This window comes from Algibacillus agarilyticus (genome assembly GCF_003286125.1).
In the GTDB taxonomy this organism is placed as follows: Bacteria; Pseudomonadota; Gammaproteobacteria; order Enterobacterales; family Alteromonadaceae; genus Algibacillus; species Algibacillus agarilyticus.
In genome coordinates this window covers 52,459-68,798 of sequence record NZ_QMED01000022.1, presented here as the reverse complement: position 1 = coordinate 68,798, position 16,340 = coordinate 52,459, and the positions used below count along the sequence as shown (strand labels likewise).

Below are 16,340 nucleotides of genomic sequence, written 5' to 3'. Positions count from 1 at the left end.
CACTTTTAAACGTACATGAATCAATATTTATAGCCAATTAAATGAAGAATACCGCCACCTGATTCAAAGTGACGGTATATAAATAACTATTTACAACTTAAGTTTTATAAAGAGCCTCGTACACCCACTAAGAATTGACGACCATTCCAAAGTGACTCATAAGGTTTTTGCGATTCAACATTGTGCCATTGAATCGAGCCCGCATTGGTTAAGTTAATCGCTTCAAATGCTAACGAAACATTGTCGTTTATATCGTAACGTGATGAGAAGTTAAGAATACCTTTATCATCGTAACCACGGCCCCAAGTGCCTTCTGAGCTGCGGTTGTCATATTGCTTAACATAGCTTTCACGGAAGTTATATGAAAAACGAGCTGACCAAATATCTTGCTCAAAATATACTGTCATGTTGTAACTGTTTTCAGAGGTTTCAAACTCCGTTAAGTTAGCTGTAACACCCGAAACAGGGCTAGTATATTCACGCTCATAATCAATGTATGTGTAGTTAGCCTGAACCCCTAAACCATCAAATGGAGCCGGTAAAAAGGTGAACGGTTGTTGATAAATAAACTCAGCACCCCACATGCTTTCTGGTTCAGTACTGGTGCTATAAGTTAAATCCCAATCGGTTGTTGCTAAATCATAACCCGACGTGACTGAATCATAATCAATGCCATAACCTTTTAAATCAGCTTCAGTTAACTGAATAGTGTCGGTAATTTTGCTTAAGTTAGTAATGTCTTTTGCAAAAATAGCAGCCGCTAATAACGATTCTTCAGCAAAATACCATTCTAAACCCAGATCAATGTTGGTAGCTTCGTAAGGTTTAAGTGTTGGGCCTGCACCAATTTCGATTTTACCTTCAGGGTTGTTTTCACTTGGCTCAGATACTTTAACCGCAGAAGCTAAAACAGAAATAGCCGGTCGGGTTATCGCTTCAGACCAAGAGGCTCTTAACACTAGATCATCCGTTAAATCGAACGCCAAGTTAACAGACGGTAAAATGTCGTCACTTGTACTACCCGTTTCAACATAAATTGGTAAAGACGCATCTCGCACATCAAAACCTGAATTGGCTAAATTGCTCGTATTTGGCCCCCAAGATGTATTGGTATTGTCGATATAACGCACACCAAAATTAGTGCGTAAATCACGATCGAAAATTTCATGCACATAATCAACTTGCGCATAAGCCGTAAATACCTCTTCTTTCACGCGGTAACCACGATCATATTCAACTGAAGGTTGAAAATAACTTTTGCCTTTAACCGCGTTATAAACCGCATTGTAATCAGGCGCAAACCAAGTTGCATTGCCTAAGCTTGAAGTCGATGGAATATCAACCGCATTGCCAAAATTGGTACCGAATGCGCTAAGCACGTCACCATAATCCGAGCCTAATTTTTCAGATGCGGGAACAAGTGCATCGTAAAAAGTAAAGTCTTCTAGCTTAGTGCTACGGTTTGATGTTGCTGCATCACCATCGTGATCAACCGACACTTTATTATCGTTACGTGCAGTCGAGAATTCAGTTTCAAATGACCGTGAACCTGCACCAAATTTAATGGTCATGGCATCATTTACCGCATATTCAAAGTCAACTTTGATTGATTCATTAGCGCTATCTATATTTTCATTGCGATGGCGGGTTAACGCCAAAGAATAAGCGGTTGGGTCGACCATTGCACTCGCAACAGAATCGCGGCTATACTGAGTGCCAGCTTGCGGTGCAGTACCGGGCAAAAATGCAAACGATGGCATTTCCATGTTGATGGTGCCACCTTGAGTTAAGGTGTTTGAACCCGAAGCTGAACTGGCATTAATTAAATCAAGTGGATCGACACTCGCATCATAACTATAAGCAAATGTTGAGTCTGTGCTGTCGACCGCAAATGTGATTTGATGGGGCACAATAAGTTTTGATTCCCCTTTACCGACTAAAAATGTCATTTTTAGATCGTCGTTAATATCCCAATCACCTTGTAGGGTAAACTGATCAAATGTAGATTCAGAGACATCTTGACGGGCTTCTGAGCGAATTTGTACATCAGAAAATGCACCGGCGACAATGTTATTTTGACCATCAACAACCATATTTAATGGATCAATGCCAGTCGGGTTACTTCTGATCAAGGCGGAATATTGATATTCGTTTGTTTCGGTATCAAGCGTGGCGTGTAAAAAATCAGCCTTTAAGTTAAGGGTTTCCATTGGGCGATATTCAAATGATGCCGACACACCTAAACGCTCTTGGTTTTTCTCAAAAACGGAATAACGTGGAATACGGGTAACAAATAAATCTTCAACTTGAGCTTCAGTAAAACCATTTGTTGCATCAATCGCCGCTTTTCCACGTTTATCTGTCCAACGTACCGTCGAAGCACCTTCGCTTTGAACAATACCTTCAGAATAAGCAACCGATAATAATGCGCCAAATTTATCATCCCAGTTATTAGCAACCATAAATGAGGCACGCGGTGTGGCTTCTTCTGATATGTCGTTGTAACGCGCATTAACATTATAAGCCACTTGTAAACCGTCGTTATTTAATGGACTCGCCGTTTCAAGGTTAACATTACCTGAAATACCACCATCTTCTAATTCAGCAGAAACAGTTTTATGAATATCCACTTGTGTAAATAATTCAGATGCAAAAATGTTGTAGTCGAATGCACGTGTTTTATTAGAACCACCGGCCGCATCCGTTGCAGCTCCGGCAGAAGCCGATTCCATACCATTAATTGTTGTTTTAACGTAACGTGAACCTAAACCACGGATTGTGATTTGACGACCTTCACCAGCATCTTGTTCAATTGCAATACCGGGAACACGCGCTAGGGAGTCTGCAATATTTAAATCCGGAAATTTACCAATGTCTTCTGCTACGATCGTTTCTTTTGAACCAACTGAAGCGCGTTTCTCTAAAAGAGCAGCATTAAGACTGCTACGGAAACCGTTCACTTCAATCACTTCTACATCTTGCATTTCAGTGTCTTCAGCTTGAGCAACTGAAGAAAGTCCACCACTTAACAGCATGCATGATAAAAGTGCGTTTAATTTAAATGTTGTTTTAGTATTCGCTTTCATAGTGAATTCTCTTTTTTGTGATTAATGAAGATGAATAACCCTATCTTCTTTATTATATTTATATGCCACCGGTAGCAAACGACACTTATTAAATTGCCATCGGTGGCACTAGTGATTTATTAAATAGAATCATCATCACAAAGTCAACCGTTTTAACGCCAATTTGTAAATTTTTATTTACAAATTGGCCAACTACAGGCTTAAAACTTAACATTTATTAAACAAGTTAAATATCACTTAGCTTTTTATAATAGCACACAACTTAAATTAGTAATACTATACCACTTAATTCACCTGTATTAACTTTATAAAGTCACGCCGTTTTTCCAAATGGCGATTTCACGTATATTATTCAATTCATTTTTAACTGGCTCACCATTGGCCGTGGCAACTAACAAAGTGATAAACTCATTGAGTAAATCAGGCATTGTCGTTGATTCAACTAATCGCCCAGCATCAAAATCAATCCAACGTTTTTTCCGTTGTGCAAGCTCACTGTTAGTCGCTATTTTTACAGTAGGAACAAAACCACCATAAGGCGTTCCACGCCCGGTCGTAAATAATACAAGATGACAACCACTCGCTCCTAAGGCACTAGTTGCGATCGCATCGTTACCCGGTGCATTCAATAAATTGAGCCCACGCTGTGTAATGCGCTCACCATAACCAACAACCGCTTGCACTTGGCTAGTACCGGCTTTTTGTGTGCAACCTAATGATTTGTCTTCTAACGTGGTGATCCCGCCCATTTTATTACCGGGTGATGGATTTTCATAAATAGGTTGATCATGTTTGGCATAGTAGTGTTTAAAACCATTAACGAGCGCTACCACATCTTTAAACACTTGTTCGTTATGACATCGCGCCATTAATAATTGTTCAGCACCAAACATTTCTGGCACTTCAGTTAACACGGTTGTGCCACCACGATAAGCAAGATAATCAGACAATTGCCCAACCAATGGATTAGCCGTGATCCCCGACAACCCATCACTGCCGCCACATTCCAAACCGATTTTTAATTCAGAAAGCTGTCCCGGTGTGCGCTTATCTTGGCGCATTGTTTGATAAAGCTGTTCGAGTAATTCAACACCGGCTTCGATTTCGTCTTCTACTGATTGCGAGACTAAAAACTTGATGCGCTTTGGATCATAATCGGCTAAACCTTTTTCAAATGCACTTACTTGGTTGTTTTCACAGCCTAACCCCAAAATTAAAACACCACCCGCATTTGGGTGTAATGCCATACTTTGTAATAATTTCGTGGTGGTAGCAGCATCATCCCCTAATTGTGAACAACCAAATTGATGCGGAAAAACATGCACACCATCAATCGCAAGATCAGGGGTATTAGCTAAAAATTCAGCCGCAATTTGGTTAGCAATACCATTAACGCAACCAACGGTTGGAATGATCCAAAGCTCATTGCGAATAGCCACCTCACCTTTAGCACGGCGATAAATATTAATCGCGGGTGTGTCATCTGATAAATAATTCGACTTTTGTACGGGCTCATATTCATAACCTTGGGTATCAGCTAAATTAGTTACCACGTTATGGGTGTGTACCCACTCGCCGGCTTGTATATTTTTACGCGCACGACCAATGCTAAAACCATATTTGATAATATCGTCACCTTCAGTAATCGTTTGTAAAGCGACTTTGTGGCCTTTATCAACCGGTTGATAAAGATCAAGCAATTTTTCATCACATAAATACTGTTGACCCTGTTTTAAAGGTTGGAGTGCCACCGCAACATTATCAGCCGTATTTAAACAAATTAATTTTTTCATTATTTATATCTCACAGTTTTAATACACGGTGAGCACTACCGTGTTACTTCTACGCTCAGCGCGATCGATGTGGATTATTTTACGCTAACGTCCCGAAAATTGCCACCGGTAGCAATCAGCAAGTACACCTTATACAAAAAATTAACAAAAAACCAAATATATTGAATATAATTTAATCTAAAAATATTAACCAATATTTAAAAAACTATATAAAAAGTTATTTTACTAATAAAATCAATAATATTACTTTACATACTTACTTATACCCAATAGATATAAATCACAGTTAAAGCCATATTTCATATGGTTTTTTTAACCTTAAATAAACAAAACCCCTATTTTTTATAGTTTTTATTACATTGCACGATGTTTTAAAACTCATATACTAGTGCGAGCAAAAATCTTGCAATAACAAAAAACGGTAATTTTTTTGCTTAACTAAAAACACAATTGCCACCGGTAGCAAAACTATTAAAGTAACAGTATCGCTTGGTAATAAACAAAAAAAGTGAGTACGGAAACTCCTATTTTAATAAATACAAAGGTGAAAAATGAAAACAACTAAAACAACAACGTTTAAATACTCGCTCAGAGCGGCAGCGGTTATGTCTGCACTCTACGCAACAACGGCTGGGGCGTCTGGGTTTCATACCCAAAATGGCGGTACAACTGGGGGAGCAGGTGGTAATGTCGTTTATGCAACAACGGGCACACAAATACACGAGGCTTTATGTAATCGTCCGTCAAGTGAGACACCGATAATTATTCAAGTAGAAGGCACAATTAACCACAGCAATACCAGCAAGGTTTCAGGTGACAGCTGTAATACAGCAGATGGCGTTATCGAACTTAAGGAAATTAGCAATGTTTCGTTAGTCGGTGTGGGTAGCGGTGCATTGTTTGACGAACTCGGGATCCATATTCGCAAATCATCCAATATTATTATTCAAAATGTTCACGTTAGAAATGTTAAAAAATCAGGTTCGCCGACATCTAATGGGGGCGATGCAATTGGGATGGAATCTGATGTTTCCAATGTCTGGGTTGACCACGTAACGCTTGAAGCACAAGGTGGCGAATCAGATGGTTACGACGCATTATTTGACATGAAAGCTAATACTAAATATGTCACGCTTTCGTATAGTATTTTACGTAACTCAGGCCGTGGTGGTTTAGTGGGGTCAAGCTCAAGTGATGATCAAAATGGCCCGGTAACTTATCATCATAATTTGTACGAAAACATTGATTCGCGCGTGCCACTTATGCGCGGTCGTATTGGCCATACTTACAATAATTATTTTAACGGTATTAACAAATCCGGTATTAACTCGCGTATTGGCGCGCAAATTAAAGTCGATAATAACTACTTCGAAAACGCAAAAGATCCTTTAGGTACCTTCTATACAAACGACATGGGGTATTGGGATATAAGCGGTAATGTTTTTTCAGCATCCGTTATTTGGACAGCCGACGATGATGACAACCACCCCGCAGGCCCTAACCCAGTATCAACCACCTCGGTTAGCCTTCCCTATTATTACGCTTTAGATTCAGCTGAATGTGCAAAACAAGTTGTGTTAGCCGCAGCTGGGGCAAATAGAGGTCTAGCGGTATCAGATGGCAGCTGTGCAATTGAGCCTACCGATCCGGTAACCCCTACCGATCCAGAGGAGCCAACAGATCCGATCGACCCAGAAGAACCAACAGAACCTGAGCAACCCACAGAGCCAAGCGATCCAAATGAAGGTGAAGTCACCGATGCAGGCGTAAACTTTTCGTTAAATGCCGGCTCTGATGGCAGTTCTAAAGGTGCTGGTAGCTATGGTAGTGTGCGCGATGGCGATGTGAGTTCATATTGGTCGCCAAGTGGATCAACCGGTACTATCTCTATTAAAAACTTAACAAACCCAATCAATACGGTCCGTATTATTGAAGCAGCAGGTTCAGAAGGTACTATTCAAGCTTGGCGTTTAGTTGATCACAGTACAGGTGAAACCTTAACGTCTGGCAATGGTTTATCGGGTTATATCTCGTTTACAGAAACCACGGTAGCTAAAATTAGCTTAGTTATTGAGTCTGCATCAGGTACACCTAAAGTAGCCGAATTTGAAACTTATTCTGCAACGATAACTACACCAGCAGAGCCGGCTGAACCCGATCCGACAGTTGGTACTGTTTCAGCTACAACTCAAGTCGCGGTCAGTGATGTCACAATTAATTGGACAAGCGAAAATATAACCGTAACAGGCCAAGAGATATATCGCGACACCGATGACAACTTAAGCGGTCGGGTGCGCATTGCATCGGGTGTTATTGGTAATAGCTATACAGATGAAAACGTTGTAGATGGTCACTATTATTACTCAGTAAAAATAACCGGCGACGATGGTACTAAGTATAATTCAACGGCGGTATTGGCTAGCGTATTAAGCGAACCAACCAGCTTAACCATAGAAGAAAATACCAATGGTTTCTGTTCGGTTGAGGGTGAAATACAGAATGAACATTCAGGTTATAACGGTGTAGGTTATGCCAATACCGATAACGAAGCCGGTAAAACCATTAAATATGCTATCTCAGTGCCAGCGGCAGGCACTTATACACTCGCAAGCCGCTATGCTAATGGCTCGACTGATCGTCCTGCTGCAATCTTAGTCAACGATACATTAAACGGTAATTTAGCATTCCCAGATTCAGGTGAATGGACTGATTACACCAATACAACAACAGCAACTATAAATTTAGATGCTGGTTTGAACATTGTGACTTTACATGCGACGGGTAGCTCGGGATTAGCCAATATAGATAGCTTAACCGTTACCGGTTCAGCCCCTGTCGAAGGTGATTGTAATGGTCAAATAGGTGATGGTGTCGATCCAGTCGAACCAACCGATCCGGTTGAGCCAACGGATCCAACCGATCCGACAACCCCCCCAGATAGTATCGTTGTATACCCTAACGCTACGTGTGCAGAGTTAATTAATAATGATGCCATTAATTGGCGTGAATCAGCCTTACAAACCGACCAAGAAATCATAGAATGTTTATCTAATTCATTAGGTTCACCGGTCGGCTATGGCGAAAAAACAACCGGTGGTTTTGATCCGCAAGGCGGGAGTAACCTGATTGTTATTACAAATAATCAGCCTGAAGATCAAATTTTAGCCGCTATTTCGTCAAGCGATCACAACTGGATTGTATTCGACAAACACGACTTTGCTAACGAGGCTTCTATCATGATGTATCGTCCGTATTGTGCAGATCCAGCCTTAACAGATGCTTTAGGTGTAGATGAGGCAACCTGTCGTGACCCATATGCATATTGTGCAGAAAAAGGCATGTCGAGTGATACCTGTTTAGTTGAGTTCTTTAACGATGATCTAAACGATAAAAACTTACCTATTCGCAACTATCTGATCGACAGTAACACAACCATTGATGGCCGAGGATCCAATGCAACATTTGTATTTAATGGCTTTAAAATTGGTGCAGACAGCAGTGGCGCATCAACACATCAATCTGAAAATGTCATCATCACCAATAATAAATTTATCGGTGTAGGCCATACCGAAGATCACAATTTAGATCCGGATATGATCCGCTCAACAGGTGAATCACATGATATTTGGATCCACCAAAATACATTTGATACCACAGGTGATTCAGCATTTGATGTAAAAGTAGGCGCTTATGATATTACCGTTTCGTTTAACAAATTAGTTAATGTAAAACGCGCTGCGTTACATGGTTCAAGTGATAGCCGTGAAATTAATTCACAGATCACTACAACCATTCACAATAATTTATTTGTAACAACTGATGATAATTTCGGCGCAAGCTCATATAACACAATGCGTCGTGTACCTCTGTTACGTCGTGGCCAAACACACTTATTAAATAATGTGTTTTATGGTTACCGTAAAGATGTAATGAGCATTCGTAAAGGCGGCAGTGCATTGGTTGAAGATAACTTGTTTATGAACCCTGTTGATAATTCTAAAGGTGATGATTTAGCGGATTGGCAGGTAGAGTTATTTGCTGATGCGGTGTCTGAAGGTAATTTAGAGGTTTATAACAGTTACGTGTGGGAATCGGATGCAACATGTTACCCATTAGGTGCATCAGCATCAATTGACGTAACCGATGGCAACACACCTGATATGTTTGCTGATTATAGCGCAGCATCACAAAACACCATTAACGCGAACCGCTTTAACCCTGGCGCTAACTTACGTAACTACGTACTAGCAACTGCGGGTAAAAAGGGGAAAACACCTTGGGTATCAAGCTATAACGAAGGTGAAAATAATACGATGGCTGCAGCACCGGCAAGCTGCCAATAGTAGCCATTCATCGTTATAAGATTAAACGAACAAAGAAGTCGTTATACATTTATTCGTCCTCATAAATGTATGTACTAAAATATTGACCCAACCTTGCGTTGGGTCTTTTTTAATTGAGACTTTTAGCAACGTCAAGCTAGCGGCTTCACAACACCTCCCCTTGCACTAATCTTTTAGTATTTAACTAATTAACGACTCAGTGATTGAACCCTTTTTGCACAAAATCCCAAAGCAGTAGTAAATAATCAAAATAAACTTAAAAATCGTGTAAATAGCAATAAAAACCAACGTGCCACCGGTAGCAAAAACAAAATATTAGTGATACGCTTCACAAAATAATTTGTGCTTATCTGTGGAATAATTGAACATGAAGAAATTAAATACCTACATTGCAACATTAGCGATAGCCGGTTTATTATTGGCTTGTGGTGGCGGATCAAAAGCTGAAAAAACCAACACCACCCCACCCGTTACAATACCCGATACAACCGTTCCTGATACATCAACGCCCGACACTACGTTACCAGATCTCCCCCCTAATAACGCATTAACCACAATACCCACACAAAGCCCAAGCGTGAGTGGATTTGCTAGTCGCCAAGCCGGTACAACCGGAGGTGCAGGTGGTCAAATAATTAAAGCAACCACAGGTAAAGAAATTCACCAAGCATTATGTAACCGAGCCAGTAGTGATACGCCTGTAATTATTCAAGTTGAAGGCACGATCAATCACGCCAACACCGAGCAAGTTTCGGGTGATAGCTGTAATACCGCCGCAGATGTCATTGAACTCAAAGAAGTCAGCAACATCACTTTAATCGGCGTGGGTAATGGAGCGCTATTTGATGAAATAGGCATTCATTTGCGAGCGGCTTCAAATATTATTATTCAAAATATACACGTTAGAAATGTGAAAAAGTCAGGCTCACCCACCTCTAACGGCGGTGATGCAATAGGTATGGAATCAAACGTATCTAATGTGTGGGTTGACCATGTCACACTTGAAGCGCAAGGCGGCGAAAGTGAAGGTTACGATGCATTATTTGACATGAAAGCTAACACAAAATATGTGACGCTTTCGTATAGCATTTTACGCAATTCAGGTCGCGGTGGTTTAGTCGGTTCAACGGATGGCGACAGTAATAATGGCCCTGTCACCTTTCATCATAACTACTACCAAAACATTAACTCACGCACCCCGTTATTACGTCATGCAACGGCTCATGCTTACAACAATTATTATAATGGTATCGCCTCATCAGGCATGAACCCGCGTATTGGCGGCGCAATAAAAGCGCAAAACAACGTATTTGAAAACGCGCAAGATCCATTAGGCACATTTTATACCAACGATAAAGGGTTTTGGGATGTCAGCGGCAATTTATGGACAAACACCGTTACTTGGACAAGCCAAGGTGATAAAAATTATCCTGCTGGCCCTAACCCAACGTCAACGATAAATATCAATATTCCGTACGATCATGCACTTGATGATGCCAATTGCGTTAAAGACATTGTATTAGCCACGGCTGGTGCAAATACTCATTTAGCGGTGTCGGCCCAAAAGTGTACCCGCCAAATTACAGGTAGTGGTCAAGACGACACTCATGCCAATAATGGCGACAGCAACACAGATACGAGCACCGATACAAGCAACAACAGTAAGATCAATTTAGCGTTAACCGCCGGAGCAGACGGAAGCTCTAAAGCCAGTGGTAGTAGCTATGGTAACGTAAGAGATGGCAATTTCACGACTTTCTGGTCACCTAATGGCAGCACAGGGCGCATTTCAATTAAAGGCGTTAATCAAGCATTTAACCACGTTAATATTATCGAAACCGTCGAAGCAAGTGGCGCTATAACAAAGTGGTCATTAGTTGATGACGATACAGATCAAGTATTGGCCAGTGGCACCGATCTAACAGAAGCAATTAACGTTGCTGAGATCACATCAAGTAAGCTCAACTTTTTAATCGAATCATCCATTGGTACGGTACAAATAGCTGAATTTGAAATTTTCAACACCGGAGGGGCAACAAACTCAGGCGGTTCAAATAACTCAAGTACTGATACAGAGACTACAACTGGTTCTGGTTCTGGTTCTGGTTCTGACAATACACAAACCGATTGGACAAACGATGCAAGTAACCAGGCAACCACCATCAATTACCCTGATGATCATTGTGCAGCCCTTATTCACGATAATAACATTAACTGGCATGGATCAGCCATACAAACCGAACAAGCTATTGTTGAGTGTTTAGCGCTATCACTTGGTCAACCCGTAGGTTATGGAGAAAAAGCAACGGGTGGCTACAACCCAGAAGGCAACAGTAACTTGGTAGTGATCACCAACGACAAACCTGAAGATCAAATTTTAGCCGCCATAGCATCAAACGATCACAACTGGATCGTATTTGACAAACAAGATTTTAGCAGCCAAACCGACCTAATGATGTATCGCCCTTATTGTGCCGATACAGCATTACAAACCGCATTAGGCGTTGATGAAGCAACCTGCCGAGACCCATACGCTTATTGCAATGCAAAAAATATCAGTCGCGATAGCTGCTTAATCACTTTTTTTAATAACGTATTAAATGACCGTAATTTACCAATCCAAAATTATTTAATTAATAGTAACACCACCCTTGATGGTCGAGGAGCTAACACGCGATTTGTATTTAATGGCTTTAAGATTGGTGCAGATAGCAGTGGCGCTTCTACACACCAATCAGAAAACGTGATCATAACTAACCATTATTTTGTGGGCGTTGGCCACACAGAAGACCATGAACTTGACCCCGATATGATCCGCTCAACGGGTGAATCTCATGATATTTGGATACACCAAAATACGTTTGATACCACAGGTGACTCAGCATTTGATGTCAAAGTGGGGGCACATGATATTAGTATATCTTTCAATAAACTCATCAATGTAAAACGGGCGGCTTTGCACGGTTCAAGCGATAGCCGCGCCATCAATTCGCAAATCACCACCAGTATTTATAACAACCTATTTGTAACTACCGATGATAATTTTGGTACAAGCGCCTACAACACCATGCGTCGAGTGCCCTTATTACGTCGTGGACAAACACATATGTTTAATAATGTATTTTACGGTTATCGCAAAGATGTAATGAGTTTACGTGTAGGAGCCAAAGCACTCATCGAAAACAATTTATTTATGAATTCACTCGCCAATACAAAAGGTGATGATTTAGCCGATTGGCAAAAATCATTATTCGATGATGCTGTAAAAGAAGGCGGGCTCGAAATTTCAGGTAGTTACGTTTACGAAGCCAACACTCATTGCGAGCTCAATGGCACCTTTGCATCGCTTGATGTTACCCAAGGTATTGTGCCCAATATGTTTGCCGACTATAGCTCAACCTCACAAGATACTATTAGTGCTTATCGACAACTAGTCGGTCAATCATTACGGAATTATGTAGTCGCCACCGCCGGAAAAGGCGCTAAAGCACCTTGGCTATCGAGCTATACGCAGGGTTATAATAACGTCATAGGCGCCAACTCAAACACCACGACTTGTCAGTAAACGTGAACTAAAGCCAACAAGGTGCACTGCTCTCGCACCTTGTTTACCAACAAAGCCTTCTAACCAGACAAAAATAAACTACAATGAGTAAAGTTAACTCAATTTGAGAAAGCAATTTTGAGAAAAGAATGTTACGTATTATTTTTGTGATTATACCGATCTGCATTTTATTAGTGGGTAGTTTAGCTGCCCTAAATAAAGCGCACGCGAGTGAAATTACATTTATTTTACCCGACCATAAAGAACATCAATTTTGGTATTGGGTCACCGATGCGATCCAATCCGCAGCCTCAGAGCAGCAACTCAATATCAACATTATTCATATCGACAACAATAGATTTACCCTCGATAAAAAAATTAATGAAATCGTCAACCAAAAAACACCACCGGACTATTTAGTTTTTAGAGCGTTTCCGGCATTAGGCCAACAAATATTTGATGTGATTGAAGCAAAAAAAATTAACTTTATTACCTTAGAACAAGTTTTTACTGCTAAAGAAAAATCAATCATGGGTGAACCGGGTGACAAATATAAATATTGGATAAATGAAATAAATTATGACCAAAAACAAGCCGGTTACGCTTTAGCAGAAGAGTTGCATCGTCAATTTAACCAAGATAACTCGCCGCTAAAACAGGTTCAAATAACGGGCTTAAGCGGAACATTTGATGCGGTAACCGATAAGCGCGAAGCCGGTTTATTAGCCTATGACAAACAATATGAAAATTTATTAATGAATCAGATTTTTCGTATGAATTTTTCACAAACAATGGTCAATGAGCGTTTCCTTAGAGTAATTAACCGCTATCCTGATACCCAAATATTTTGGTGTGCCAGTGCGCAAATGGCGCTTGAAGTAAACGAACAAAAACAAAATCTAAAACAATATCAAAACCAAGAGTGGTACATTGGTGGATTCGATTGGCTGCCCGAGGCATTACTTAAAGTACAACAAGAAAAAATTAAGGCTTTAGTCGGTGGTCATTTTATGATGGGCGTGATCGCACTTTTAGAAATAGCAGAACACAAACAAGGTATAAAAGCACAACGAATTAATCACTTTGAATTACTCACTAAAAAAAATATAGCACCCTATATTAATTTTATTAATCACAAAAAATGGCGCAACATAAAATATAAAAAATACATCGCAACACAAGCTCAACCCACCCCCCCGACTCTCAATATTAAAAATTTAATCAGCGATTTATCTGAACAACCCAAGCTTAATTAACCACTATTAATATCAGCTAAAAAATCACCATTTAAGATAAAACTGCGTTTTTAATTAACAAAAAAACGTCTTACAAACAGACAAATTAGCAAACCTGGCACATATAAATAATATTATATGATAAGAAACAAATTAAACGTCTTGCAAATCATATAGTTAACATAAAATAAACATTTTAACTACATGTTCTATTGAACATAAATAAAACATCCTTATACTGTTCATCGACTTAAGCACTTCCATAAGTCGAAAATAGAAATTTGAAATACACAAATTTGCCACCGGTAGCAAAAAAAACAATGGCAAATGTATTATCAATAAAAACAATAATATTCAGAGGAAACAAAATGAACACAAGAAACCTATTTAAATATTCAATGCAAGCAGCTGCCATTAGTGCGGCATTATTTGCAGGTAATGCATTTGCTAACGGTTACCACACGCAAAATGGTAATACAACCGGCGGTGAAGGCGGGCAAGTGGTGCGTGTAACATCGGGTACGCAAATCCATGCTGCTTTATGTAACCGAGCGTCAAGCGACACCCCCATCATCATTGAAGTAGAAGGCACAATCAATCACGGTAATACATCAAAAGTGTCAGGCGATAGCTGTAATACAGCAGATGGTGTGATTGAGCTAAAAGAAATTAGCAACGTTACCTTACTCGGTGTTGGCAGTGGTGCATTATTTGATGAATTGGGTATTCATATTCGGAGCTCTTCTAACATCATTATTCGTAATGTTCACGTTAGAAATGTTAAAAAATCGGGCTCACCAATTTCAAATGGAGGTGATGCCATCGGTATGGAAAGCAACGTATCAAATGTATGGGTAGATCATGTAACACTAGAAGCGCAAGGTGGCGAAAGTGCCGGCTATGATGCATTGTTCGATATGAAAGGTACCAGTAAATATGTCACGCTTTCGTATAGTATTTTACGCAATTCAGGTCGCGGTGGTTTAGTCGGTTCAAGTGATAGTGACGACAATAATGGCCCGGTCACGTTCCATCATAATCTATACCAAAATATCGATTCACGAGCCCCTCTGTTGCGCCATGCAACGGCACATGCTTATAACAACCATTACATCAGCCTAAATAAGTCGGGGATGAACCCACGTATTGGCGGCGAAATGAAAGCTGAAAATAACTACTTTCAAGATTCAAAAGATGTTTTAGGTACATTCTATACAAATGACATGGGCTACTGGCAGGTAAGCGGCAATATTTTTGATAACGTATCGTGGACGAGTGACGATAGTAGCAATCACCCAGCAGGCCCGAACCCTACATCAACAACATCAATAAGCACACCGTACAGTTATCAACTTGATAATGCGAGCTGTGTACCCAGCATTGTGGCTTCAACGGCAGGCGCAAATACAGGTTTAAATGTTTCAAACGGCAGTTGCTCTGTTGTAACAAACCCTGATACTGGCACAAATCCTGATGCGGGCTCTGGTTCATCAAGTGGTACCGGTGAAAACTTAGCATTAGGCGCGGGTGTAGATGGTAGCTCAAAAGCCAGCGGCAGCAGCTATGGCAATGTAATTGATGGTGATACATCTACATATTGGTCACCTTCAAGCACAACGGGCACCATCAACATTAAAAACTTAAACACCACCGTTAATGCCGCACGTATATTACAAGTATCAAATCGCATTACGTCTTGGTCATTAGTTAATTATGACACAGGCTCAACGTTAGCATCTGGATCAAGCGTACCAGATGTGATCACATTCAACGATGTTAACCTCGGTAAATTAAGCTTTGTTATTCATTCCGCTTCTGGCACACCACAGATAGCCGAGTTTGAAGTTTATAATGGTTACAGCAGTGGTAGTAACTCAAGCAATGCCTCTAATGGCACCGTTAACGGCACTTATCGCATAACACCATTACACAGTGGTAAATCAATTGATTTAGCCGGTTGTAATGTTGAAAACGCCGCGAACATTCAACAATGGGCATGGTTGGCTAACGACTGTCAAAAATTCAACATTAGCACCGTAGACGGTATTTGGCATCGCATTTCGCCGGTCGCGTCACCAACACGCGGGTTTGATATAGATTCATTGTCAACGGCTCCAGGTGCCAACATTATGTTATGGGACTATTGGGGTGGCTATAACCAGCAATTCCGTTTTCAAAGTGCGGGATCAGGAAAATGGCGCATCATTAACCGTAACAGCGAACTATGTTTAGATGTAGCGAGCAAATCAGCTAATGATGGCGCAAACCTATTACAATGGACTTGTGTATCGGGCTCTGAAAATCAAATGTTTACACTTGAACGCCAATAACGATTAGTC

Annotated in this window: 6 protein-coding genes; 4 read left to right on the top strand and 2 right to left on the bottom strand. The window is 40.5% G+C overall.

The genetic code is table 11. The features are described 5' to 3' along the window. Window positions 1-104: 104 nt before the first annotated feature. Window positions 105-3,086: a TonB-dependent receptor gene (locus DPX34_RS15710; RefSeq protein WP_111979399.1), complete on the bottom strand. Its 2,982-nt coding sequence runs from the start codon at window positions 3,084-3,086 to the stop codon at window positions 105-107. A gap of 305 nt (window positions 3,087-3,391) precedes the next feature. Then, a complete protein-coding gene (locus tag DPX34_RS15705; RefSeq protein WP_111979398.1) occupies window positions 3,392-4,879 on the bottom strand; it encodes a UxaA family hydrolase in 1,488 nt (495 codons plus the stop codon). A 551-nt stretch (window positions 4,880-5,430) separates the two neighbouring features. Here DPX34_RS15705 and DPX34_RS22070 point away from each other — a divergent pair. From DPX34_RS22070 to DPX34_RS15685, 4 genes are all read left to right on the top strand, one after another. Beyond that, on the top strand, window positions 5,431-9,222 hold the full coding sequence (locus tag DPX34_RS22070; protein WP_111979397.1) for a pectate lyase family protein: 3,792 nt from the start codon (window positions 5,431-5,433) through the stop codon (window positions 9,220-9,222). 367 nt (window positions 9,223-9,589) lie between these two features. After that, window positions 9,590-12,787, top strand: coding sequence for a pectate lyase family protein (locus DPX34_RS15695; RefSeq protein WP_111979396.1), 3,198 nt, complete (start codon window positions 9,590-9,592; stop codon window positions 12,785-12,787). A gap of 128 nt (window positions 12,788-12,915) precedes the next feature. After that, on the top strand, window positions 12,916-14,022 hold the full coding sequence (locus DPX34_RS15690) for a type 1 periplasmic-binding domain-containing protein (RefSeq protein WP_111979395.1): 1,107 nt from the start codon (window positions 12,916-12,918) through the stop codon (window positions 14,020-14,022). 347 nt (window positions 14,023-14,369) lie between these two features. Next, window positions 14,370-16,331 carry a pectate lyase family protein gene (locus DPX34_RS15685; RefSeq protein WP_111979394.1) on the top strand — a complete coding sequence of 654 codons (1,962 nt, stop codon included), beginning with the start codon at window positions 14,370-14,372 and terminating at the stop codon, window positions 16,329-16,331. Window positions 16,332-16,340 lie beyond the last annotated feature (9 nt).

Coding starts and splice junctions, on each gene's coding strand:
- DPX34_RS15710 (WP_111979399.1), bottom strand. CDS start 3,086: ATGAAAGCGAATACTAAAACAACATTTAAATTAAACGCACTTTTATCA.
- DPX34_RS15705 (WP_111979398.1), bottom strand. CDS start 4,879: ATGAAAAAATTAATTTGTTTAAATACGGCTGATAATGTTGCGGTGGCA.
- DPX34_RS22070 (WP_111979397.1), top strand. CDS start 5,431: ATGAAAACAACTAAAACAACAACGTTTAAATACTCGCTCAGAGCGGCA.
- DPX34_RS15695 (WP_111979396.1), top strand. CDS start 9,590: ATGAAGAAATTAAATACCTACATTGCAACATTAGCGATAGCCGGTTTA.
- DPX34_RS15690 (WP_111979395.1), top strand. CDS start 12,916: ATGTTACGTATTATTTTTGTGATTATACCGATCTGCATTTTATTAGTG.
- DPX34_RS15685 (WP_111979394.1), top strand. CDS start 14,370: ATGAACACAAGAAACCTATTTAAATATTCAATGCAAGCAGCTGCCATT.